The sequence below is a fragment of the Reinekea forsetii genome, assembly GCF_002795845.1.
GTDB lineage: Bacteria > Pseudomonadota > Gammaproteobacteria > Pseudomonadales > Natronospirillaceae > Reinekea > Reinekea forsetii.
Genome location: NZ_CP011797.1, coordinates 267,030 through 288,571, shown reverse-complemented (window position 1 = coordinate 288,571; position 21,542 = coordinate 267,030). Strand labels below are relative to the sequence as shown.

At 50.3% G+C, this 21,542-nt stretch carries 17 protein-coding genes; 6 read left to right on the top strand and 11 right to left on the bottom strand.

Annotation, left to right across the window (positions count from 1 at the left end; genetic code table 11):
- Nucleotides 1-210: 210 nt before the first annotated feature.
- The 7 genes from REIFOR_RS01385 to REIFOR_RS01355 all read right to left on the bottom strand — a co-directional run bounded on the left by REIFOR_RS01385 (nucleotide 211) and on the right by REIFOR_RS01355 (nucleotide 6,807).
- Nucleotides 211-567: a cupin domain-containing protein gene (locus tag REIFOR_RS01385; RefSeq protein WP_100255858.1), complete on the bottom strand. Its 357-nt coding sequence runs from the start codon at nucleotides 565-567 to the stop codon at nucleotides 211-213.
- Nucleotides 560-1,252 carry a cysteine hydrolase family protein gene (locus REIFOR_RS01380; protein ID WP_100255857.1) on the bottom strand — a complete coding sequence of 231 codons (693 nt, stop codon included), beginning with the start codon at nucleotides 1,250-1,252 and terminating at the stop codon, nucleotides 560-562. The genes REIFOR_RS01385 and REIFOR_RS01380 overlap by 8 nt, the downstream gene beginning before the upstream one ends.
- Nucleotides 1,236-2,921, bottom strand: coding sequence for an ABC transporter ATP-binding protein (locus REIFOR_RS01375; RefSeq protein ID WP_100258659.1), 1,686 nt, complete (start codon nucleotides 2,919-2,921; stop codon nucleotides 1,236-1,238). The genes REIFOR_RS01380 and REIFOR_RS01375 overlap by 17 nt, the downstream gene beginning before the upstream one ends.
- 15 nt (nucleotides 2,922-2,936) lie before the next feature.
- Nucleotides 2,937-3,626 carry a biuret amidohydrolase gene (gene biuH, locus REIFOR_RS01370; protein WP_100255856.1) on the bottom strand — a complete coding sequence of 230 codons (690 nt, stop codon included), beginning with the start codon at nucleotides 3,624-3,626 and terminating at the stop codon, nucleotides 2,937-2,939.
- Nucleotides 3,627-3,635: 9 nt separating this feature from the next.
- Nucleotides 3,636-4,553, bottom strand: coding sequence for an ABC transporter permease (locus REIFOR_RS01365; protein WP_100255855.1), 918 nt, complete (start codon nucleotides 4,551-4,553; stop codon nucleotides 3,636-3,638).
- A complete protein-coding gene (locus REIFOR_RS01360; protein WP_100255854.1) occupies nucleotides 4,550-5,599 on the bottom strand; it encodes an ABC transporter permease in 1,050 nt (349 codons plus the stop codon). The genes REIFOR_RS01365 and REIFOR_RS01360 overlap by 4 nt, the downstream gene beginning before the upstream one ends.
- 77 nt (nucleotides 5,600-5,676) lie before the next feature.
- Entirely contained in the window at nucleotides 5,677-6,807 is a 1,131-nt protein-coding gene (locus REIFOR_RS01355) for a BMP family ABC transporter substrate-binding protein (RefSeq protein WP_100255853.1), read from the bottom strand.
- 250 nt (nucleotides 6,808-7,057) lie between these two features.
- On the opposite strand from REIFOR_RS01355, the gene REIFOR_RS01350 reads away from it, so the two are divergent.
- Nucleotides 7,058-7,735 carry a GntR family transcriptional regulator gene (locus REIFOR_RS01350; RefSeq protein WP_100255852.1) on the top strand — a complete coding sequence of 226 codons (678 nt, stop codon included), beginning with the start codon at nucleotides 7,058-7,060 and terminating at the stop codon, nucleotides 7,733-7,735.
- A gap of 415 nt (nucleotides 7,736-8,150) precedes the next feature.
- On the opposite strand, the gene glmS is transcribed toward REIFOR_RS01350, so the two are convergent.
- Nucleotides 8,151-9,980 carry a glutamine--fructose-6-phosphate transaminase (isomerizing) gene (gene glmS, locus REIFOR_RS01345; protein WP_100255851.1) on the bottom strand — a complete coding sequence of 610 codons (1,830 nt, stop codon included), beginning with the start codon at nucleotides 9,978-9,980 and terminating at the stop codon, nucleotides 8,151-8,153.
- 150 nt (nucleotides 9,981-10,130) lie between these two features.
- On the bottom strand, nucleotides 10,131-11,489 hold the full coding sequence (glmU, locus tag REIFOR_RS01340) for a bifunctional UDP-N-acetylglucosamine diphosphorylase/glucosamine-1-phosphate N-acetyltransferase GlmU (RefSeq protein WP_100255850.1): 1,359 nt from the start codon (nucleotides 11,487-11,489) through the stop codon (nucleotides 10,131-10,133).
- A gap of 423 nt (nucleotides 11,490-11,912) precedes the next feature.
- Here glmU and REIFOR_RS16910 point away from each other — a divergent pair, with 423 nt between their 5' ends.
- From REIFOR_RS16910 to REIFOR_RS01315, 5 genes are all read left to right on the top strand, one after another.
- Complete coding sequence (locus REIFOR_RS16910) at nucleotides 11,913-12,488, top strand: hypothetical protein (protein ID WP_193437316.1); 576 nt, start codon at nucleotides 11,913-11,915, stop codon at nucleotides 12,486-12,488.
- Between the two features lie 226 nt (nucleotides 12,489-12,714).
- Entirely contained in the window at nucleotides 12,715-13,110 is a 396-nt protein-coding gene (locus REIFOR_RS01330) for a hypothetical protein (RefSeq protein WP_100255849.1), read from the top strand.
- Between the two features lie 274 nt (nucleotides 13,111-13,384).
- On the top strand, nucleotides 13,385-15,403 hold the full coding sequence (gene prsK / locus REIFOR_RS01325; RefSeq protein WP_100255848.1) for an XrtA/PEP-CTERM system histidine kinase PrsK: 2,019 nt from the start codon (nucleotides 13,385-13,387) through the stop codon (nucleotides 15,401-15,403).
- A gap of 12 nt (nucleotides 15,404-15,415) precedes the next feature.
- Nucleotides 15,416-16,780 carry a PEP-CTERM-box response regulator transcription factor gene (prsR, locus tag REIFOR_RS01320; RefSeq protein ID WP_100255847.1) on the top strand — a complete coding sequence of 455 codons (1,365 nt, stop codon included), beginning with the start codon at nucleotides 15,416-15,418 and terminating at the stop codon, nucleotides 16,778-16,780.
- 13 nt (nucleotides 16,781-16,793) lie between these two features.
- Entirely contained in the window at nucleotides 16,794-19,196 is a 2,403-nt protein-coding gene (locus REIFOR_RS01315; protein ID WP_100255846.1) for a tetratricopeptide repeat protein, read from the top strand.
- A gap of 31 nt (nucleotides 19,197-19,227) precedes the next feature.
- Here REIFOR_RS01315 and REIFOR_RS01310 read toward each other — a convergent pair whose 3' ends face one another.
- A complete protein-coding gene (locus REIFOR_RS01310; protein ID WP_158524261.1) occupies nucleotides 19,228-20,352 on the bottom strand; it encodes a DegT/DnrJ/EryC1/StrS family aminotransferase in 1,125 nt (374 codons plus the stop codon).
- Nucleotides 20,349-21,494 (bottom strand): glycosyltransferase family 2 protein, encoded by a 1,146-nt coding sequence (locus REIFOR_RS01305; RefSeq protein ID WP_100258658.1) that lies wholly within the window; start codon nucleotides 21,492-21,494, stop codon nucleotides 20,349-20,351. The genes REIFOR_RS01310 and REIFOR_RS01305 overlap by 4 nt, the downstream gene beginning before the upstream one ends.
- Nucleotides 21,495-21,542: the final 48 nt, after the last annotated feature.

Here is a 21,542-nt window from a genome sequence, read left to right as displayed (position 1 = left end):
ATAGCTATAGATCTTTAGGTAATTCCTGCCCACCTAAACATAACTGAGCAACAAGACTGATCAATGTTCTAGCGTCTAATTTTAATTATTTATCATATTACACTTTAATTTACACTTACAGAACTTAAATTAAATAGCCCCCTAAAGTCTTGATGAAAGAGAATTCGGGATTTATCAACACGCAACCCTAAACTTACCATCAGATTTTAACTATATAAACTGTACTGGATTTTGCCAAATTGCCAAGGCTAAACAACCGTCTTTTGAATATACATCATGAATAGTGTCCTTACTGTGAATCAACAAGCTCCCCTTTTTGTAAATTCCATTTGCATCCTGTTGTGAGCCGTGCAAAATAAAAATATTCTCGTAACCTATATGTTCATGCGCCGCTACACGGGCATCGGCTTCATAATGAAGCAGCGCTGCACTCATGCCGTCATCATTTTCCCGATAAAAATAGGAAACATGAACTCTTGGTCGTAGCTCTTGCCACCTTCGCTGTTTAAGCGTTTTTTCAAGATCCAACAAATCGTGGACAGCTATTCTTTTAAACATTTCATCCATAACAACGCTCCAAGGCCTCACGAAGTGTCACACTATCGGTGCTCCACCCAACAATACCACCTTGTGCGGTGATCATTTCTATCGTGCTACGTTTAAATTCCGGAAAGTAACTTTCTGTACAGTCTTCCAATAACAAACATTCAAAACCTCGATCGTTTGCCTCGCGCATTGTCGTTTGCACACAGACTTCAGTAGTTACGCCAGCGACAAGTAAATGAGTGCAACCGAGTGTTTTTAAGTGACTTGCAAGTTGAGTATTATAAAAAGCTCCCTTGCCAGGTTTAAGTAATTCCAATTCTCCTTCTATCGGCCTTAACTCGTCAATTATTTGGTTACCCGCAGAATCATTAATTAAGATTCTACCCATTGGTCCTGTGGTGCCAATTTTTAAGTTAGTGTTCCCCCGGTTTAATTTTGCTGGCGGGCAATCTGACATATCTGATTTATGTCCCTCACGAGTATGAACCACAGGAACTCCTAAGCTCCGGCAATGTTTAAGCAGCGCTTTAAGCGGATCAATAACGGACCGTAATAGGCTGACATCGTTGCCTAGACTTTCGCCAAATCCACCGGGTTCCAAAAAATCTTTTTGCATATCAATAATTATCAAACAGGGTTTATTTATTGATAACGGATACGGGTAAGGCTTTGCGGCAACAAATTCACCGTCAAGTGGCTTGTTCATAGTTGTGCTCTCCTCTGGGTGCGTTCCTTTGCATATGTCCAGCCATGGCCTGGCCTATTGATACCAGATCTGCATTTTCTGGTGTAGATTCCATTATGAACTCCCCGTTTGACATTACAAAAAAACGATCGCTCATTTGCATGACCTCCTCGAGATCTTCCGAGACCAATAGAACCGCCGCTCCGTCGTTACGGGCCAGCATAATCTGCTGTCGTATGTAGGCTATGGAACTAAAATCTAGACCAAAACAAGGATTTGCAACTATTAAAACGTCTACTGAGTTAGAAAGCTCTCGTGCTAAAACGGCTCGTTGAATGTTACCACCAGAGAGGTTCCCAATGGGTTCAAATGCCGAGGGTGTTTTGACATTAAATTTAAGAATCAATGATTTAGCTTGCTGGATGATTTTACTAAAACTTAAAATACCGAAGCCTGAACTCATTGAGGTCAAATCAAAATTTCTCAGCGCCATATTCTCCGCAACACTTAAGTTTGGCACACAAGCGTTACGCAAAGGTTCCTCAGGTAAACAAAAAACCTTCGCGGCTTGTAAGTTTTTTCGAGTGGGTGAAAAAGGTTTACCATCTACTGCCAATGAACCACTCTTGATTGCTCGTTGTCCGCTTATACCGGAAACAAGTTCACTTTGTCCATTTCCTGAAATTCCGGCAATTCCAACGATCTCACCTGCCAAGACGGTCAAATCAATATTTTTCACAGCGAGCAAACCACGATCGTTGTTAATACTTAACTTTTCAACACTAAAGCTTTTGTTAGAAACATTCGGCCATGCCTTGCGTTGCAGTGGCTTTACTGTCATTTTTTCACCCATCATCATCTCAGAAAGCAATAATGGTGTTGTTTTTGTTACTGAACAACTGCCAACGAACTGGCCTTTTCGCAACACGGTGACATCGTCTGAGTACTGCATAACTTCGCGGAACTTGTGAGTTATCATTAGCACAGTTAAGCCAAGCTTATTGGCCATTCTTTTTAACTCGGTTAAAACAAAATCTGCTTCCTGGGGTGTTAAAACCGATGTTGGTTCATCTAAAATTAGTATTTTTGTATCGAGTAGTAGCTGTTTCGTAATCTCCAACTTTTGCTTCTCACCCGCAGATAAGCTCGATACTTTTTGCTTTAAATCAAAACTAAAAGGCAAATCTTTTAGTTTATTGGTAATTAACTCTGCTTCATTTCTCCAGTTAACCCAGCGCGGTATGATTGGTCGAGCCAATACAATATTCTCTAGAACCGTCATATTGTCAATGACCGTAAAATGTTGATAAACCATACCAATCCCAGCCAATGCAGCTTGTTGCGGTCGGCTAATCTCAGCCTCTTGGCCGGCAACTGTAATTTGGCCCTCATCAGGTTGGTAATAACCCATTATGCACTTCACTAGGGTACTTTTACCGGCGCCATTTTCACCTAACAAAGAATGAACGGTTCCTCTGCGCAAGCGCAATGTAACATTTTTTAGCGCAATGGTATCTCCGAAGCGCTTGCTGATATTTAACGCCTCAAGAATCGAGTCATTGGTTGAAATGTTATGTTTTTCTTGCTGCTCAGTGTTGTCTGAGGTGGCAAAGTACTTCTCATCGGCAATTCCATTACCTTCTGATGAATTATCGGCAGCTGCTATGTAATCAACGGTATTATCGGTCATAGTCATGGTCTTGGCCTAGGTGATTTGATCCAGTGTAGTTAAGACTGATTTCGAATCAGCAACTGCCCCAAACACGCCACCTTGCATGGTCACCATGTGCAATGCGGCTAGATGATTAGCGTTATCCGTTGCACCACAGCAATCGCTCACCACAACACATTCATAACCGCGGTCGTTAGCTTCGCGCATAGTTGTGCTGACGCATACGTCTGTAGTGATTCCGGTGAGAATTAGATTTCGGATGCCCTGTTGGCGTAAGATCATGTCCAGGTCAGTTGCATAAAATGACCCTTTTCCTGGTTTATCAATTATGATCTCACCCTTCATTGGGTAGAGTTGTTCGATAATATCCCACCCTGGTTGGCCACGAACCAATATTCGCCCCATGGGACCTGCGTCGCCAATGCCTGCTCCAATTTGCTGACTCCGCCAGCGCTTGTTTTTGGGCAGATCGGAAAGATCGGCGCGATGACCTTCTCGAGTATGAATAATTGGCATCCGCATTGAGCGCGCTTTTTCCAATAGTTTTCTAATAGGCTTAATTGGCGCCTGAGTTAAACTTAAGTCGTAACCCATTGCATCAACATACCCACCTTTACCGCAGAAATCAGTTTGCATATCTATTATAACTAACGCGGTATTTTGCGTATTTAGCTGACCATCGAAAGGCCAAAGATAGGGTTGTGAATTAACAGTTGTGCTCATAATCAATCCTTAGCGAGTGAATTCACCCGGCATGCCCTCAAGGGTTTTGTCAGCCGATGAAGATAGCACTAATATTATTAACGTTAAAAAATATGGTGCCGCGTTAAATAGGTAATAGCCCCAGGTAATTCCAACGGCCTGAAGTGACGGGCCGAGTGCCGCAGCCGCACCAAAGAGTAAACTCGCGAAAAAACAATAGATCGGGTTCCAACGGGCGAAAATAACCAAAGCGACAGCCATTAACCCTTGTCCACTAGAAAGACCTTCGTTCCAACTGCCAGGGTAATATAACGATAAATACGCGCCTCCGATGCTGGCCATCGCGCCCCCAATCATCGTACTTGCCCAACGAATTTTACGACTGTCGAAGCCTAACGCTCGTGCCGCACTGTCACTTTCACCAGCGACTCGAACCATTAATCCCCAGCGGGTATTTTTCAATACAAAATACAAAACAGGTACTATGGCCATACCTATAAAAAAAAGTACATTGATTTCCATAGCGGCTTGAATGATTGGAGAATCACTCCACAAACCTAGGGACACTGCTGGCAAACGAGGTGCTGTCGGTTGAATAAATGCTTTGCCAAAAAAAAATGCCAAACCTGTAGCAAAAATCATCAGTGCTATACCAACTGCAATATGACTTACCCTTTTGTTTTGACATAAAAAAGCATGCAAAAAACCAAGCACGACCCCGCTTCCTGCCGCGGCAATTACACCTAAAAATGGCGATTCACTGTAATAGGAAACGGCATAGGCAACCATCGCTCCCATAACCAAATTACCTTCTAGACCTAAATTAATGCGCCCGCTGCGTTCAGTTAAACATTCACCTAAACTCACAAATAAGAACGGTGTACCGACTCGTACCGCCCCACCGAGCACTGCTATCAGAACTCCCCATAGGCCAATATCGGTTGTCATACAGAAACCCCTATTGATTTATTTTTAAAGAAAGGCATTCGACCATAGAGTGCTTCACTGCCAAGTATCACCACGAACATCATGCCCTGGATAACCTCAACTGACGCATCAGGTAAGCCATGTCGGCGCTGCAGCAGACCACCCGCGGCTTGTATGCCGCCCATCAAAACAGCAAATGGGATAATTGCTAATGGGTTATGTCTCGCTAGAAAGGCTACTAAAATACCGGCATAGCCGTAACCGGAGTTAAGTGAACCATTGGCTCGACCATGCACGGCAGCCACTTCAATAACCCCGGCCAGACCGGCACAAGCGCCGCCAATAAAACAACTAATCACGATCATTTTGCCAACCGATATACCGGCTAATTTGGCTGCTCTTGGGTTACCGCCGACAATAGACACAGAGAAACCAAAGGTCGTACGAAGTGACACAAACCAAAGTAGTAGACACAATAAAATACCAAACACGATACCCCAGTGGATAGAGCTTTCACCAATCACACCCAGCATATTGGCTTCACCAATGTGAAAGCTACTTGGTTTATTTAGAGTTTCTGGATCTTTCAGCATTCCAAAAACTAAAAAATTTAGTATCGCAATAGCAATATAATTTAGCAGTAGGGATGAAATAGTCTCATTAACACCGCGGTAATAATTCAGGAAACCGGCAAGGGCGATCCACAGCCCACCACTCATTGCACCGCTAAGCATCATTGCCGTCAAGATGAATATGGGTGAATTTCCAGATAACGAAATTCCGGTAATTGCTGAAAATAACCCACCAATGACCATCGCTCCTTCACCACCAATGATCACCAAGCCCGCCCTTGCCGGAATCGCGGTACAGAGTGCCGTTAACAATAATGGGGCCGCACGAACCAGTGTATTTTGAACAGAAAACCAACTACCAAATGAACCTTTGTAAATGGTTTTAAAAACAGCAATAGGATCGTTACCGGTGCTGGTTATAAATAATGCGATAAGCAACACTGAAAACAACAAAGCGACTGCTGTAACGATTATTGGTTCTAGAGTTTTTTGCATTGAGAGTGTCTCGATAGGCGACTGGAAATGACGAACGCCGAATGTATCGGGCTCGTCATTTTGGAATTATGGCTGCGTTAGCCAATAACACCCGCAACCATCCAATCCATACTTTCCAAGGTAATGTCGGTTTGTTGATAGGCTTTTCCAGCTGGAATTACCTCATTTCCCTTATTATCTTTTATTGGTCCTTTGAAGATAGAGAAGCCACCTGCGACCAGTTGCGCTTTTGCAGCTTCTGCATCAGCCTTTGCGGCCGCCGTTACTGAAGGTCCATATGAGGACGATTTAACAATACCCTCTTTTAAACCACCCCGAACCAGGTTAGGTATTTTCTCACCCTTAATGATTTTTTCAGCGTACATAGCATAAACGCTGCTCCAGTTCCACTCGGCACCTGTTAAAAAGCCTTTAGGCGCCAATGCAAGGTTATTCGTATGATAGCCACACGAATATACTCCGCGTTTTTCGGCCGTTTCGACAACGACTTTCGGGCTATCCACATGACAAGTTAGTACATCAATACCCTGATCGATCATACTTGTTGCAGCTTCTGCTTCTTTCACTGGGTTGGCCCAACCACCGGTAAATACAACATTGGTGGTTATAGCTGGATTTACACTTTGAGCGCCTAGGGTAAAAGCATTAATGTTTCGCAAAACCTGCGGGATAGGAATCGCAGCAACAAAGCCAAGTTTACCTGTTTTACTCATATGACCGGCAACTATACCTGACAAATAGACCGCCTCGTCGATGTAACCAAAGTAACTGCCTACATTTTCAGGATGCTTGCTATCATCATATAAACCGCCGCAATGCAGGAACATTACATCTGGATATTTCGGGGCAATTTTTAGGATGTGAGGATCAAAATATCCAAATGAAGTTGGGAACAATATTTGAGCACCATCCAATTGAATCATACTTTCCATAGATTTTTGGACTTCAATAGTTTCTGCAACTTGTTCTTCATCAAAGGCCTTAACCCAGCTTAATTCAGCCACACCCGACTTACCTTCATAATGGGCTTGGTTGTAACCGTAATCGTCTTTTGGCCCGACATAAATAAAACCCATGTTAACGGTTTTTTCTTCACTAAATGCCACTGGACTCAAACTTGATGCAGCGACAACGGCACCCGCCCCTGCGCCTTTAATAAGTGTCCGTCGGCTTACGTTAACGCCAGCTTTCTGTTTTGTGTCTATCATTGTGTGACTCCCGTCATTGTTAGGTTCTAATTAGTTAATGGCACATCCTGTGCCAATTAGCTTTATGACGAGAGAATTGAAGCCAGATATTAATATAACCCATTGATTAATATGGTTAATTATTTTACCTCTGTTGTATACAACGTTGTATGCTAGAATTTGGTTTAGATTGAATAGTACAGTCGCGTGCCATAATTCAGTGCACAAGTAAGACTGTCAATGCACTATCTAAGTGCTTAAGAAGGGCTCTATGACTACAAAGAAAACTACCGTAATTACGATTTATCAGAAGTTACTCACCATGATTACCAATTTTGATATACCGCCTGGCTATCGTTTAACCGAAAGTCAATTAGCTGATTATTTTACTACCAGCCGCACACCTATTCGCGCTGCACTTCAACGATTGGAAACCGAAGGCCACGTTTTTGTCCGCGCTAAGCAAGGCTGTTTCGTCCGGAATATCGATTTAGAAAGGATCAGTGACTATTACGACATTCGGCTTGAATTAGAGATATTTGCCGTTCGTCTTGCTGGCAACTTAGTCCATAAGGGAGCAATTAGAACTCTTTTAGAACAGTGGCAACCTGATGAATATTTTTACGGCAGCCAAACGTCGACCCAACTTAAAGAAGCAGAAGAAATCTTTCATATCAACTTGGCCGATATCACAGGTAATAAAGTGTTGCCAGACTACTTACGGGATATTAATGATCGAATTCGAGTCGTACGCTACCAAGGATGGCCAGATCAAAAAAGTGTCGACGACACCTATCGTGAGCATTTCAACATATGTAAATACATATTAGATGATGAAACTGACAAAGCCATTGATGAAATGGTTAACCACATTAAAAAAAGCAAAGAACTTTCGAACCGCATATCACTTTCTCAAATTTACCAAAATAAAACCAACCCATTTGCATAATGGCACAGGTGGTCTTACTTTTATTGACAGTAACCTCTATTCACAGCCAAGTTCACTCAGAGAACAACGGCGGCTAGTCAGGCGCTAAAATGACTCATATCGGGCTATTTTGACACATGACCAAAATAATTTGGAATACTGCCGAACATAGTCATAATGCCCCAACATCTATAATCCTACCTACCTCAGTTCGTGTCACTGCTGTCGAATCGATTATTGTGCATACTTAGGGATTGGATTGGATTTTGTTTTCGAGCTGATGAGCAAAGTGATCGGTTATTTTAAGTGGCCTGGTTTGATACTTGAATCTGGCTTCTTGCCAACTATTTTGCTTTTGGCAACCTGCGAGTTGCGGTCTAGCCTGACGTAGTCAAGTAATAATGACCACGTCAGGCTAGACCCAGAGGGCACTTGTTTACTCTACCGTAACCGACTTCGCCAAATTACGCGGCTGATCGATATCCGTACCTTTGATCAGGGCCACATAGTAACTGAGCAATTGCAACGGCACGGTGTAGAGGATCGGCGCCAGAACGTCATCGATATGCTCCAGCTCGATCAACTTCAACCCCTCTCCAGCTTCGAAATGGGCCAATTTGTCGGCGAAGACATAGAGTTGGCCGCCGCGCGCGCGAACTTCTTCCATATTGCTGCGCAGCTTCTCTAACAGCTCGTTATTGGGCGCGACCACAACCACCGGCATATCGGCATCGATTAATGCCAGCGGGCCGTGCTTGAGTTCACCGGCAGCATAGGCTTCGGCGTGAATATAGCTGATCTCTTTGAGCTTTAGCGCGCCTTCCATGGCGATCGGGTACTGGGTTCCCCGGCCCAGAAACAGAGCATTGTGCTTGTCGGCAAAGTCTTCGGCTAATGCCGCGATGGTGCTTTTCAGCGACAACATCTGCTGGATCTGAGCGGGTAAGGCGCGCAGGCCGGTGACAATCTCGGTAATACGCTGCTGCTCCATGCCGCGGTGTTTGGCGACACTCAATACCAGCAACATTAGACCGACCAGCTGGACGGTAAAGGCCTTGGTCGAGGCGACGCCAATTTCGGCGCCAGCACGCATCATAAAGGCCAGGTCGGATTCGCGCACCAGACTTGAGCCGGGCACATTACAGATGCTCAACGTGGCTTTGTAACCCTGCGTTTTGGCCTGCATTAAGGCGGCCAAGGTATCGGCGGTTTCACCCGATTGGGACAGGGTAATAAAGAGTGAATTCTTCGGCACCACCGAGGTGCGATAGCGAAATTCCGAGGCAATCTCAACCTGGCATGAGACGCCGGCTATCTCTTCGAACCAATAGCGCGCGACCATACCCGAATTGTAAGAGGTACCGCAGGCCACGATCTGGACGTTTTCGATGCCCGCCAACAATTCATTGGCGCCGACGCCGAAGGCTTCGGTGACCACATGGGTCTCGGTAATACGACCTTCCAACGTGCTCAGTATCGCCGTCGGTTGCTCGTGTATTTCCTTCATCATAAAGTGCTTGTACTGGCCTTTATCGCCTGCTTCATGGGTCAGGTCGCTGACCATGGCTTCGCGCTCGACGCTCTGGTCGTTGAGGTCAAAGATCTGCACCGAACGGCGGGTCACTTCGGCAACATCGCCCTCTTCCAAATAGATAAAGTTTTGTGTCACCGGTAACAAGGCAAGCTGGTCCGAGGCGATAAAGTTTTCGCCCAGACCTAGGCCGATCACCAAGGGTGAGCCAGAACGAGCAACCACCAACCGGCTTGGATCGCGACGATCGATGACCACCGCACCGTAGGCACCTTCGAGTTGCTTGCGGGTTTTTTGCACCGCTTCGAGCAACGAGTCGGACGTGCGCAGTTCCAACTCAATCAGGTGCCCGATCACTTCGGTATCGGTATCGGAGGTGAAAACAAAGCCTTCGCCTTGCAGACGCGCACGCAGCTTGGCATGATTTTCAATAATGCCATTATGGACCACGGCAATATGTTCACCGGACATATGGGGGTGGGCATTTTGCTCATTGGGCACACCGTGCGTGGCCCAACGGGTATGGGCAATGCCGGTGCCACCGGCTAGGGGCTCAGCGTTCAAGGCCGTCGACAACTCATTGACCTTGCCTACTCGGCGCACACGATTCAAGCGCTCGCCATCGATAATGGCAACCCCGGCGGAATCATAGCCGCGGTATTCCAAACGACGTAACCCTTCGACCAAGATATCAGCGACATCCCGCTGTGCAACTGCACCAACGATTCCACACATAAATTTTTTCCTGTTACATTTTGTTTAATAATTTAACGCATGGCACATAAAGCAAGCCAAATGCATCTCCTGTTAAGCAGATGCGCTGCCTGCGTGTGCCATACCGTATAAAAGGTTACTGTTCCTGTTCGGCCCCTAGTCGGCCGAGCGTTATTTTTTAACCGGCTTCTGCCATTTGGCGACCGTGATCTGGCGCGCCCGACCTATTGTCAACTGGTCGGCTGGGGCCGTTTTGGTAATCACCGACCCGGCGCCGACGAACGCACCGTCACTAATGGTGACCGGCGCCACCAGCGTGGAATTGGAACCGACGAAGGCATTGTTGCCAATCGTGGTGGCGTATTTGTTCACCCCATCGTAATTACAGCTGATCGTGCCGGCGCCGATATTCGAACCGCTGCCGATCACCGTATCGCCTATATAGCTCAGATGATTGACCTTGCTGCCAACGCCGATAATCGCTTTCTTGGTTTCAACAAAGTTACCGACCTTGGTGTTATCGGCCAATTGGGTGCCGGGTCGCAGGCGAGCAAAGGGACCGACCTGGGCCGAGGCCCCCACGCTGGCGCCATCGATCAAGGTATTCGCCTCGATCACGCTGCCAGCCCCGATGGTGGCATTGCGCAGCACACAGTTGGGGCCGATGGAGACATTGTCCGCCAAGGTCACCGTGCCTTCGAAGACGCAGTTCACATCGATCAGGCAGTCTTGGCCCGCGCTCAGGGTACCGCGCACATCAATCCGGCTCGGATCCATCAGGGTCACACCCTGGGTCATTAGCTCGGTGGCAATCTGCTGTTGATGCCAGCGTTCCAGCTGCGCCAATTGCACCCGATTGTTCACGCCGAGCGTTTCTTCTGCATCGGTTGGGTGAACCGTATTGACCGCCACACCCTTGCTGACGGCAATTTCAATCAGGTCGGTTAGATAGTATTCACCTTGGGCATTCTGATTCGACAGGGTCGGTAGCCACTCATGCAGTGCCCAGGCTGGTACGGCAATAATACCGCTGTTAATTTCATTGATCGTCAACTGCTCGGTGGAGGCGTCCTTATGTTCAACAATCGACGTTACCCGGCCGGCGGCGTCGCGCACGATGCGCCCATACCCGCTCGGATCATCAAGCTTAACGGTCAGCAGGCCCATGCTGGTATCTGAAACCTGCTCGATTAATCGCTGCAGAGTCTCGGCACGGGTTAAGGGCACATCCCCATAGAGGATCAGCACGGCGCCCTCTTTGGGTAACAGAGGCAGTGCCTGACTGACGGCGTGGCCGGTACCCAACTGCTCACTCTGTACGCAAAACTTAAGCGGTTGCTCGGCGAAGAACTGGCGCACCTGGTCGGCGCCATGACCAATTACCAAGCTGATGTCAGAAGTAAATTGACGTGCCACCTTTACAACATGGGCGGCCAAAGGTTGGCCGGCTAGGCAATGCAACACCTTAGGCTGGCTAGATTTCATCCGAGAGCCTTGACCGGCAGCTAACACAACGACACTGACATCCATTTCATTTTCCTCTTCTGGGCATCAAAAACTATAAAGTGGCGCTCATTCTATGCATGTGGGCGCTCAGCGCAAGCGACTGGTTGTCAATATTTATATGACAATTTAATCCAGAGCCCCTCCTAGGGGGACTATCCTTAGCGCGAATCTGGTTGTTCTGAGCACAAAAATTACTTAGTGCCAAAAATCATACAAAATATCAGCCATATCGCGTCAAAAGTCTGTTAACCAGTTCGCTTAATGCCGTTTTAATAATACTTTTTCCGGAAGCGCCGGAAAAGTATCTTTTAAATAGCCCAATACCGTCATTAAATTGACTTGATAAGTCCTATTTGCAACAAAGAGAACGACAAGAACCCGATCACACTCTTAAAATTGAACACCTTCTAGAATGCGCTCTATCGCTCAACGCAGAAGGTATTCGATATGATCACACGCCATTTTTTAACCCCAGCCTTGCTTACCCTGCTCTTGGCGGGGTGCCAAATAGAAATCACTCCTCTGGACTCTGGCAGCAGCGAGGATCCGATCATCGATGATCCGGCACCGCTCCCGGAACCTGCGCCGACACCCGAGCCAGAACCGCTGCCCGCCCCAGAGCCAGAGCCAGAGCCAGAGCCCACACCAGACCCGATGCCAGATCCGGAGCCTGAACCTACACCTACACCTACACCTACACCTACACCTACACCTACACCGGAACCAGCACCAGCACCTACGCCAGAGCCATTACCAGATCAAGCCTCAGCTGCAACGCTGTACTGGTCAGTCCCGCTAGAACGCGGCAATGGTGAGCTGATGGCTGCAACCGAACTAGGCGGTTACGAAATTCGCTATAAGAGCGCCGATGACCTCGGCTATCACCATCTTGTCATCACCGATGCGAGTATCGATCAACACAGTTTTTTTGACATCGAACAGCCTGAGCAGATGACCTTTGAGGTGGCCGCATTTGATTTGGATGGCCTCTACAGCGACTTCGTTACCGCCAAGATCGATTGAATTCACGGCCTCGCTCGACATCATGGGGTTAGGTTGCGTGCCGCCTAGACCTCTTTCGCCTGTCGCGTCGATCCCGGATCGCGGCGACAGGCGTCAAAAAGATGAAGCCACCCATCTTCTGAAAGCGTAAAAAATCAGCAAAACAGTAAATAAGTGATGAGGTTCTCAGTATTAATTTCTCAAATCGCCACACTGCGGCAAAATTCATCACAAAGGAACAGCCTCCATGCGTTGGAGCGTGCTACTACTCGCCCTGTTTTTAACCGCCTGCGAGCTGGGCAAACTTAATGGTCCCGATCCGGGTGGACCATCAAACCAGGCACCGGGTATCGACCTGCCGCCCGACAAGGGTCCCGCAAAGGTGTCCAAATCGGTGCAACTCTATTGGTCACGACCGCTGACGCGAGCAAATAACGAACCGATGCCTGAGGCGGAAATTGGTGGTTATGAAATCCGCTACCGTAAGTTACCCGACGGTCCGTTCCAAACCATTATATTGGTTGCCAATGAAGTCCAACATGGTTTAACTACCGATGACGACGCCAAGCTGTATGAGTTTGCAGTCGCGGTGTTCGATCAGTATGGCAATTACAGTGACTTTATCGTTGCCACCGCTAAATAGCATTTTCCATACCGTACTCTAGCCTGATGACGTTGTAGAATCGCCCTCTTTAGAGCGACCAATTTGGCGACCATCAAGACCGAGAAAACGGTAAAATTTGGCTCGAGTATTTCCCTCCAAAACGATTGCAAAATAAGCCGACAAATTTTTTCAGGGTGTAAAGGTTTTCGCCAAGGGGGCATAAAAGCCTACATTTTAAAATTCTTCTGTCTATACTAAAACTGCTCATTCATGGATGGACATAACTGCCAGTCGGTTATGCTGAGACGGAATAATGGATTATTTTTCGGTCACCCAAACTGCATTTTTATCGGCCTTAGTCAGCACCGGTTGTCTGCTCGGCCTGTTACTGGTGCAGGCTCTTCAGCAACCGTGGAAGCGCCTCTTACTGGTCGGTGTCGTGGGTCAATTTAGCTGGGCATTGACACTTTTTGTTAGCTATACGATGGCCCGGACGAATACGACTCTGATCCTCAGTGCCGAGCTGATGCGCTTTGTCCTTTGGCTGCTCTGCCTCATTTTGCTCTTGGTTAAACGCGCGCCCCTGCCTAACTGGCCGACAAAGTTGTTCGGGCTGGTCGCGGTCACATCGATTATTGTGGGGGCTGGTTTTTACCTACTCTTCTTCGCTAATAGCTCGGCCATGGCCCTGAGTCTGGTACTGCTCCTATTGGCCACCCTGGCCCTGGTGTTTACCGAGCAGCTGGTCCGCAACGTCGATAGCCATCGCATGATGAAACTCATCGGACTGGGTCTTAGCTTTCTCTTTGCCTTCGATCTAGTCATTTACGGCTACAGCCTAGTGACCCAAGCCATTCCCAGCGCATTGTGGCAAGCAAGGGCGGCGCTGGCCTTCAGTGTATCCTTGGCGCTGACCATAGGTGCGCTCCTGTTCAACGAACGCGGTGATGGCCACTATCTGTTTACCGTATCGCGCCCGGCGGCCTTTTTTTCCACCACGCTAATCCTAGCCATCTTGTTAATCGGCGCGGTCGCGCTGAGCAGCGTCTATCTAGACAGGCCCGGGTTTCTCGCCACCTACCTCTTTACCCTAGCCTTGGTTATGGCTCTGCTATTACTGTTCACCCTAATCATTTCGCGAACCCTGCGGCAGCATTTTGAAGTTTTCGTTAGCAAACACTTTTTCGCGCTCAAGTACGACTACCGCCTAGAGTGGCTCAACGCCAACCGTCGGGTCTCGGAGCTGCACAACCAGCAAGGCGACTATTATGCGCAGGCCTTGTTGACCCTGTGCACCGCCATGCGCGCTGAGCCGGGTGGACTGTGGATCGACCAGGGCGCTGAACTGCGTGAAATGACCCTAAGCCCATGCCTAAGCGATGCCCCGGCTGCACTGCCGACCAGCGTACCCTTTGTCCGCACCATGCTGAGTAAAGCCTGGATTTACAAACCACACACCGGCACGCAAAGCATGGCTGAGCACAACCACCTATTGCCGACTTGGATCAAGGCCAATGCCGACATTTGGTTGGTCGCACCATTGATTATTCAACAACGTCTGATCGGCTTTGCCATCCTAAACCGGCCCAAAAGCCAAACCGAGATCACCTTTGAAGACCGCGATTTGCTTACCAATATCAGCAGCCAAATGGCCAGCCATATAGTGCTCCACCAGCAAGAAAAAATCATCAGTGACGCCAAGCAGTTGGAGACATACCACCGGCTAGCTGCCTTTATTATGCACGATATCAATAATGTCATCGCCCAGCTGGCATTGCTTGGCAAGAATGCCGAGCGCCATAAGGCCAACCCTGCCTTTGTCGACGATATGATCAAGACGGTCGAAAATGCTATCGGCCGAATGCAGGGCCTGGTACAAAAATTCAACCTGGCCGCTAAGGAACAGCGCACGGCCTTTTCAGTTAGCACTCTGCTCACGCAGCTCTATGAGGAATGCGCGCGCTTCAATCCCTTGCCCATTTTGCGGGTTAAGCACAATTTCTCCATCAATGCGGATAAACAGCGCCTAATCCTGGCTATCAAAAACCTCGTGCGCAATGCGCAAGAGGCTACCGGTCAGAATGGCCAGGTGACCATAAGCGCTCAACTGCGCCAAGGCTGTGGTCTGCTGGTGGTCGCCGATAACGGCCGGGGTATGAGTCAGAGGTTCATCAATGAAGAGCTGTTCCGACCCTTTTCAAGCACCAAGGCGGGCAAGGGCTTAGGCATTGGTGCCTATCTGACCAAGTCCTATCTTGAGCAGCTCGGCGCTAGTCTTAGGGTACACAGCACAGAGGGTGTGGGAACGCGCTTCGAAATAACCTTTAGCTAAAGGAAACATGACATGGACCTGTCAGCCAGAACGCTATTAATTATTGAAGACGACGAGGGCTTGCAGAGCCAATTTAAATGGCATTTTGATGGACTCGCAACCACCCTGGTAACGACGAGCACCGTCCAGGAAGCGCTGACGCTCGTGCGCCAATACCAGCCGCGGGTCATCATTCAGGACCTGGGTTTACCACCCGATGCCGAAGGCGTCAGCGAGGGATTTCGTTGCATCGCTGCGGTCCTGAGCATTGCACCGCGCAGTAAAATTATCGTGCTAACTGGTAAAGATGAACATCGCAATGCGCTCAAGGCGATCTCCTTAGGCGCCTTTGATTTCTATTTAAAACCGCTCGATACCGACCGACTCGATCACGTTGTCGAACGGGCATTTCATCTGGCACAACTGGAATGGGAAAACCGCCAATCGCTCGATGCCTCTGAACCCTTACCTGGACTCATCACTGCCAATCCCCAAATGCGCAATATCTGCCGGATGATCGACAAGATTGCCCAAAGCAAAATCACCGCCACCCTGCTCGGTGAAAGCGGTACCGGCAAGGAGGTATTGGCACGTGCTATCCATAGTCAAAGCGCTGACCGCGACCGACCCTTTGTGGCGATAAATTGCGCCGCCGTACCGGAAAATCTAATCGAGAGTGAACTCTTTGGTTATGAAAAGGGTTCCTTTACCGGCGCCAGCACGAGCAATATCGGCAAGATCGAACAGGCGATGGGCGGCACCCTATTTCTCGATGAAATTGGCGATATGCCATTGGCTCTGCAGGCCAAGGTACTGCGCTTTTTACAGGAGCGGATGATCGAGCGCGTGGGCGGCCGAAAGGAAATACGCATCGATTTGCGTGTTGTTTGTGCGACCAATAAAAACTTGCAGCAGATGGTGCAGGCGGGCACCTTCCGCGCAGATTTGTTTTATCGGATCTGTGAAATTGTGATCGATATACCGCCGCTGCGCGAACGCGGTAACGACCCGATCCTAATCGCCCATCATATACTCAAGCGCTATTGCCAAGAGGTCGCGGTAAAGCCGATGGTGTTCTCCTATGATGCCCTGCAGGCCATCGGTCACTACAGTTGGCCGGGGAATATTCGGGAGGTCGAAAACCGTATCAAGCGGGCCGTGGTCTTGGCAGAGAACACCCTGATCCAGGCCGCCGACCTGGCCCTGCAAGCGCCGACCCGCAAGCCCCTGGCGATCAATATAAAAGAAGCGCGCAAGAATGCCGAGGTGGAGGCCATTCATTCCGCGCTGGCGCTCAGTCAGCGCAACATATCGTCCGCCGCCAAGTTATTGGGAGTCACCCGGCCGACCCTGTACGACCTACTGAAAAAATATAATCTGTTTATCGATCATAGCTAGGGGAGCGAATTCCATGCGTAAATTATCGATCACCACTCTTGTTGCGCTCTATGTCTTGAGCTTTATGATCGCTTGCTCAGACAATACTCAGATCGAAAAGGCCGCCAGCTTTTTGGATCGCAGTGTCCGCTATGAACAGCAGGGCCAATTTCGCGCCGCGCTAATTGAGATTCGCAATGCTTTACAGGCCGACCCAAGCGATCCCCTCTTGATCGTGCACTACGCGCGCTTACTAACGCGTATTGGTAGCCCAAACCAGGCCGAGGCGCTCTTCAAAAACCAAAGCGACAGTATCGATGCCATTCGCCTGGCCTATGCTGAGGTGCTGTTATTGCAAGGTAAAACCATTTCGGCCCAAGAGTTGCTGGCCGGCTGGCAGCCTAACACCCTCGAACAGGCGGAATTTAACCGATTACAGGCCCTGCAGACCTATCTGGCGGGCCATCAACAGGAGGCATTAAAACAGTATCGCGTGCTCGTCAATAACCCGGCCACGACCCTGAGCACCAAGCGGGAATTTGTTTCCCTGTTATTGCAAAGCAGGCTCCACGACGAAGCGCAGCAGTGGACTACCCAACTCTTGGCGCAGTGGCCCAACGACCCGATTATGCTCTATTACGACGCCCGCCTGGCCTATAACGCCAACCGACTCGAGGCCGCAGCGGCAGCGCTTACCGAAGCGCTGGTGCACCTGCCCGAGACCGATATGCTGTTAAGCGACCGGCTGCAGGTTTTAGAGCTGCTCAGCACTGTCTTAACCGCTCAGGGTCGCCCGGCCGAGGCACTGGAATACAGCCGTCTGATCCGCACGGCCAATCCGGAAGCCTTCCTTGCCCGCCAGCAATATAAGGATGCCCTAGCCGCCGCCAGCATCGGTGACTTGGCGACGGCCAAGGATGCTTTTGCAGAGATTCTCAATCAGTTCCCAGATAACCAGCAGGCCGCCCTGCTATTGGGTCTAATTAACTTCGAAGAGGGTGATCTGGCAAGCGCTGAAGCGCTGCTGTCGGCCAACCTCAATGCCGAAACCGCGCCGGTGACCCTGATTCAGGCGACCGCACTGGCTCAGGCCGAGCAGGGCAAAGCCGACCAAGCCTTGGCGGTCTTGCAACGGGCCCTACTGGCCCGGCCCGATGACCTGGGGCTGCTGTCCCTATACGGTGTGATTTGCTTAAACAACCAGCAGGAACAACAGGGGGTGCAAGCCCTGCGCAAGGCCCTGCGGTTGGATCCCAGTAAAACCCGCTTACATCTACTGCTGGCGCAATACTATGTCGGCCAGGCACGCATGGAACCCGCCCTGGCGCAACTGCGCGCGGCCTTTGCCGAGAATATCCAAGACTGGTCGAGCACCGGGCTGTACCTGACGCTGCTGGTTAGGCAACAACAGACCACCGAAATACAGACCGTGCGCGAGCGCATCGGCGCCGAGTTCGCAACCGACCCCTCGGCGTTGTGGCTGATGGCCGTGGCCGATGTCCAGCTCGGTAACAGTCGTTCAGCCATCGCCCTGTTGGCGACCTTGCACACACGGGTGCCCAATAATCCCAATGTCATTTCTGCCCTGGCTAGGCTGCATCAGCAGAACGGTGAACCGGATCGCGCCGCCGAGCTCTGGCTGGAGGCGATTCGCGTCAGTCCGACCAACAGTGGCCTGGTGCAGTCTTTGGTGGCGGCCAAGGCGCAATCCTTGCCGGTCGATACACTGCCGATCTGGTTGATCGAACAGGCCGAGGCCCGCCCGGACATCGCCTTGCCGCTGCATGCGGCCGCAGTCGAATTGCTGATTAATCAAGGTCAGTTGGCGGCGGCCCAGACGCTTGCCAGCCCATATCACAGCAACGATCAGCCCCTAGCGCATGCCATCAGGGCCAATGTGTTGCGTGCGGAGGGCATTGCTCAGGCCGAGGCGGGCGACTGGGCGGGCGCCTTAAAGACGGTTGATCGGGCTATCGCATTGATGCCCAACAACAGCCAACTGACCCTGCTAGCAGCCAAGATCGATATTCAGCTGGCCGACGCACTGAGCGCGCGGTATCGATTGCAGGGTCTCATCGCGGAACAGCCTAACAATGCTGAGGCCTTTACTGCTCTAGCGGGCATCAGCATGGCCAATGGTGCCAGCGAATTGGCCCGCAGCCAATACCAACAGGCACTGGCCGCAAATCCAGAGTGGGTGCCGGCACTCAACAACCTGGCCTGGCTGGTCCGTAGCGAGGATCCCGCTCAGGCCCTACTCTACGCGGCAGCAGCGGCCGAACTGGCGCCGGGTTCTGCCGCGGTGTTGGATACCTATGGCTGGATCTTGCATCTCAATGGCCAACCAGCAAAAGCCTTGCAGATACTGGATGCGGCCTTAGGGATTGAGCCAGAGAATGAGGAGATAAGAGAACATCGACGCGCGGTGGCGGGCTAGGGCCACGGCAAGTATGCTGCCTCGCGTCTGATCATTTATCCGTTGCAACTAGCGTTGTGATAGCTGCTAGGTGACACGCTTTGACCTGTTGGTGCGTGGGCAAGGTTAGCAGCCGGCGGGCGAAGCTCACGGCATTGGGCAAAGGCCCCATCTGCAAGGCCAATTCAGATATGCCCTCAAGTTCGGACAGCGCACCGTTGTACAGCCGACTCACACCCAGCCCACGCAGTGCCGAATTCTCAGTCAGCCTGGCGCGATCCGCCGACCGGTGGCTTAGCAATGGAAAACGCAGCAGGCGTCGACAGCGCGGGCTGGTCAACAGTGCATGCAAACCATTGTGCGTAGAAGCGATGCGCGCTTTCAATCCCTGTTCAGCGAAACGGCTTAATGAGCGGTAGTGAGTCACATTGGCCCGAACCCGCAGCAGCTTAGCAGCTGACATCAGACAAATGTTGTCCAAGGCGTGGTAGCGCGTCGCACCCAGTTTTAGAAACGGCAGTTGCTCCATCCAAGAGTATGCCCACGGCTGCGACAGGAGAGCCAAGAGCCTTACCTTGAGGCGCCAGCTTGGGCTCCCGGCCTCGGTACTCAACTTAAGGTCGAATAACGCTAGCCCCTCTTTTACCGCCACCAGACCGCCACCCAACAAACTCACGGCCTTACCGCGGCCGAACGAGAAGGTCACGTAATCACCCTGCAGGCCAGCGACCTCATGCGCATCGGGAAACCATTGGGCATTGTCCTCTATAAGCCCGACCTTGGGCCACGGTGCGAGCAATCGACGAAGCTCAGACAGTCGCTCGGCAATGCCCAAAAAGTTAATGGCGATCACTGCTAGGGTACGCTGCGTTAAGGCGCATTCCAGCTGCGCGAGATCGTAGCTGGGGTCATCGACACAGATATCGACGACCCTGGGTATGAAACCCGCGAACAGAGCTGCCGCGACTAGATCGGGACAACAGTAACCGGGGATAATAACTTCCGGTTGCGACACGGCTGGATAGCGCATTTTTAGTTGCACTAAACTAAAGGCGAGCGCGGCGGTGCCGGAGTTCAACCAAACCAACTGATAGCCGGGTAGTAACTGACCTAAGGATTCAGCACTGCTGTCCAGCCGAATGGTATTTCCGGCCGGTGGCAAACTCTGCCACCTCATCGGGCCGATGGCTTCCATGTGGTCATGCGGGTGCCAGAGAAAAACTTTAGCGCCGAATCCATCAGCGCTAGATTGACCTGAACAAAAAAATAGATCAAACGAATGGGCGCCAATGCGCGCATCCGCTCACTGAGATGGGCAAGACCGGCCGTGGCGTAAAACAGTATCTGGCCGATCAGGGCGAGTCGATAAAATCCGCCCACACCGGCTAGGCTCGCCGACACCAACAACAGCGCCAGCAGAAACCAGGGCACGGCCCAACGCATCAGTTTGTGGCTGAATACTTGAACGGCATAGAATCCAAACCGACTCACATTGAGCACCTCAGGGTGGCGTGACAACCCGGTCATACCGCGCAACACCGTGCGCACCTTGCGCGCGTATTCTTTACTCGGATCTTTTAAATCCGCATAAAAACCCAATACATCGGGCGCCGAGATCGATTGCAAACCGGCCCGGGCACAATTAAGCGCGGTGTTAAAGTCCGACGGAGAATGGATATCCCATTGCCGGCACAGGTCCCGACGAGCCGCGAAAAAGGAGCCACTGAGTCCTACCAACCCGCCTAAGCGACTTTCCTGACGGCGCAACCACATTTCATACCGGACATAAAAGCCCTCTCCGGCAACCGCGCCCTGCGTGCCGACAAACCTGTCCTCACTGGAGACGGCGCCGACATCGCCCCGTTGAAAGTGCCGATCCAATTTCTCGATCGCATCGACCTGCATCAAAGTGGCGACATCGGAGAACACGAGGACATCGCCAGTGGCCCGTTGGATCGCCGACCACTGCGCGTTTTCCTTGCCCAATCGTTGCGGGGCCCGAACCAATACTATGCCGCGATCCGAGAAGCTGGCCACTAGGGCGTCGGTACCATCGTCGCTGCAATCGGAGGCGATGATGAGTTCTAAGCGCGCCGGATCAAACTCTAAGGCGAGTAAATTAATAATTTTCTCTTCGATCCGCTGCGCTTCATTATAGGCAGTAACAATGAGCGAATAGTTCAGCAAATGATCCGTCCTTGGATTGGTTATTACCGACGCTTTGGCATATTTTTTAACCCCAATAAGCAACAGCAACGGGTACAAAAAATAGCTGTAGAGCGAACAAAAAACACAGAGCCAAAAAAATAAAATAATCAAGGTTGCAACTCCTTTTGACATGTTTATAAGATCGGTTAAGCCCTTCAA